Below are 3,212 nucleotides of genomic sequence, written 5' to 3'. Positions count from 1 at the left end.
CGGGGCGGAATCGGCCGGGTGGGACGCGGCCCAGGTCAGCAACGCCTGCGCTCCCTCCGCGCGCAGCCGGCTCGCCGGGTTCTTGGCCAGCAGCCCGGCGATCGCTGCCGACAGCCTGCCGCCCCGGAGGCAGGGTGGCGGATCGGCGTGCAACACGGCGCCGATAGTGGTGAGCAGCGTGTCACGCTGGAACGGTGAGACCCCCTCGACGGCAAAGTAGAGGGTGGCGCCGAGGGCGAACAGGTCGCCGGCCAGGGTCGCGGGGCCGCCGAGGAGGCGCTCGGGCGCCATGTAGGCGGGCGTCCCGCCGCTGCCGACGCCGCCGGTGAGGGTCGGGTCGGCGGCGTGGGTGGCGATGCCGAAGTCGGTCAGCAGCACCCGGCCGTCGTCGGCCAGCAGGATGTTCGATGGTTTGACGTCCCGGTGCAGCACGCCCATCTGCTGGCCCGCGACCAAGGCGTCGAGGACCGCGAGCCCGACCTGGATGGCACGCTCGGGCGGCAGGGGACCGTCCCGGTTGACCGTCGTGGCGAGTGTGCCGGCCCAGACCAGCTCCATCACGATCCACGGCAGGCCGTCGTGTTCCACGGCGTCATGGACGGTGACCACGTGCGGGTTCCCCCGCAGCCGGGCGGCGTTGCGGGCCTCACGCATCGCCGTCTCCACTCCGGCGGCACGCTCGTCGTCGTCGAGGTCGGCGGAGACCCGGATCTCCTTGATCGCCACCTCGACCCGGAGCACATCGTCGTGGGCCCGCCACACGGTGCCCATCCCACCGGAGCCAATCCGTTCGACGAGCCGGTACCGCCCGGCGACGAGCCGGCCGATGCCGACATCATCCACAGTCACAGGGGCATCCTCGGCGGCGGCGCAACGGCGGCAGCCCGTTCCCGGCGGCGACCGTCGGCCGCTGCCGGGAACGGGCCCGGCCCCGGGCTAGGAGGCGCCCCGAAGCTTGGCGAGCGCCTCGGCGAGGATCGCCTCGCCGTCCTTCTCGTTCCGTCGTTCCCGCACGTAGGCGAGATGGGTCTTGTACGGCTCGGTGCGCGGCGGGGCGGGGGTGTTGTCCCGATCCCGTCCCGCCGGAAAACCACAGCTCGGACAATCCCACGTGTCGGGGATCGCCGCGTCCGCGGCGAACGACGGTCTCGTCTCGTGCGCGTTGGCGCACCAGAAGGAGATACGTTGCCGGGGCGCGGTCTCGCCCCGTTCCGCCTCTCCCATCGGTCCTGCCCCGACCCGGCTCCCCCGGATGGCGTTGCCACCTGCCACGGCCCGCGTGCTCCTTCGTCTCGTCCCATGGGTGGTAGCACGGAAACCGTGCCTGCCGATTCCGCGGCCTCGAGTGCCGCGGAATCTCGTACCCGGTTTCGTAAACCTGACGTTCCCGGCACTTTTCCCCGGGTGTTCCTCCGGGTACGTCCTGGGGGGAGTGTAGGCCGCGAGAGCCACACATGGATGCACCGACCACCCCCGCCTGGTTACCCCTGGCGTTACCCTCGGCGGGAGGAGCGTGTTCAGGTCGGGTGTCATCCGGACCCCAGCGAGACCGCGGTCGGATCGGCGGTGCCGACCGACGGCACGATCGTGAACGCGGTGACGTTCGTGCTGTGGAACTGCGGGGTGTGCACGACGGCCAGCGGGATTACCGCGACCTGCTCGACCAGCGTGTGCTCCAGGTCGGCCCAGTCGCTCGCGGCGGTCGCCTCGCTGGTGGCCCGCAGCGCCGTGGCGAGCAGATGCAGGGCGCCCGGATCCCGGTAGCCGCCGTCGGCCGGCCTGGGGCCGGCCCACGTCTCGTCCAGCAATGGCTGGAAGACGGTGCGGCCCGCGTCGCCGTACCAGTCCGGGGCGATGGTGGTGAGCGCCAGGTCCCAGAACTGCCCGGTGGGGTGGACGGCGGCCGCACGGTAGCGCTCGCCGGTCCGGATCCGGATGTCGAGGCGGATGCCGGAACGGGCGAAGGCGGTCCGCAATGCCTCAGCGGCCGCCACGTCGGTGGCGCTGTCCGTGGTGAGCAGGGACAGCGCCGTGACGGGCCCGCCGGGGGTGTGGCTCAGCGCCTCCCGGCAACGGGCCGCGTCGCCGAGTCCCGCCGGGCTCGGGAAGGGATCCGCGTCGGTGTAGCCGGTCATCGTCTCCTGCAGCAACCCGGTGGCGGCAGCGGCGAACTCGGGGCCGCCGAGCGCCGCCGCGAGGCTCACCCGGTCAATGCAGTAGGGCAGCGCCCGGCGGACCGGCAGCTCACGCAGCGCGGCCGCGGAGGGCCCGTTGAATCCGACGGTGAGCGCCAGGGTGACCCCGACCCCGTCGACTACGAGACGGGGGTCATTCGCCCTGGCGAGCTCCACGGCCCGGCTGTCGGGGATCTTCCCGTCGAGCGACATGTCCGCGTCGCCGCTCTCCAGCTCCTGCTGCATGGCCTCCGGACTCAGGCCGTCGAAGATCGTTATATGGTCGGGCAGGGCGCGGCGGATCCCGTCCGAGGATGCGCTCCAGGATGGGCTGCGCGACAGCCGGTACCCCTCGCCGGGAGCGACCGTGAACCGGTACGGCCCGGCCGACACCAGGTTGTGCAGGTACTCCGGCGAGTCCGGCGGGTAGGCCAGGGCCTCCAGCGGCACCGGGGAGGCCGCCGGTAGCGCCAGCACGTCCACGAAGTCGTTCACCGGGGCCAGTAGATGGAACGCGAGCGTGTCGTCGCCGACGATCTCGATGCCCTCCACGGTGCTGCTCTCGACGAAGGCCGCGGCGTCGGCAACCGGGATCGCCACCAGCTGGGCACAGAACTCCCGGAATCCGACGATGGTCGCCGTGAAGTAGCCGCGCAGCGGTGACGGGTTCGGGGGCGTGCACAGTCGCTTGATGCCGCGGGCGACGTCGTTGGCAGTGATCCGGCGCTGGTTGGGGGTGTCCCAGCGCGCCGCGGGACGCAGCCGCACCGTGTAGACCAGCCCGTTCTCGGTGACGACCGGCGCGCCGACGGCGAGGTCCGGCCGCGGGATGGTCGACTTCGTCGTGTCCTCGTCGGAGGGATAGCTGAACAGCTGGCGGGTCACGAGCCGGCTGACCGCCCGCTCGCCGGGCTGGTCGGCCCAGCCGGGATCGCCACTGGGCATCCACTGGGTGACGATCCGCAGCGTGCCGCCCGGCTTGTCGGGCGGAGGGGGCGTGGCGGTCGCCGCCGGGGTGGGACTGGCGGCGAGCGCACG

Annotated in this window: 3 protein-coding genes; all 3 read right to left on the bottom strand. The window is 72.5% G+C overall.

All coding sequences use genetic code 11. The features are described from left to right. A partial coding sequence (locus AC08OP_RS22275; RefSeq protein WP_476615960.1) for a serine/threonine-protein kinase occupies positions 1-849 on the bottom strand: 849 nt, incomplete at its 3' end. 87 nt (positions 850-936) lie between these two features. Then, a complete protein-coding gene (locus tag AC08OP_RS22270) occupies positions 937-1,272 on the bottom strand; it encodes an RNA polymerase-binding protein RbpA (protein ID WP_011436081.1) in 336 nt (111 codons plus the stop codon). A 257-nt stretch (positions 1,273-1,529) separates the two neighbouring features. Continuing rightward, a partial coding sequence (locus AC08OP_RS22265; protein WP_476615959.1) for an ABC transporter substrate-binding protein occupies positions 1,530-3,212 on the bottom strand: 1,683 nt, incomplete at its 5' end.

It is taken from the genome of Frankia sp. CeRuru1 (assembly GCF_977966315.1).
This window is presented reverse-complemented; position numbering and strand designations above follow the sequence as displayed.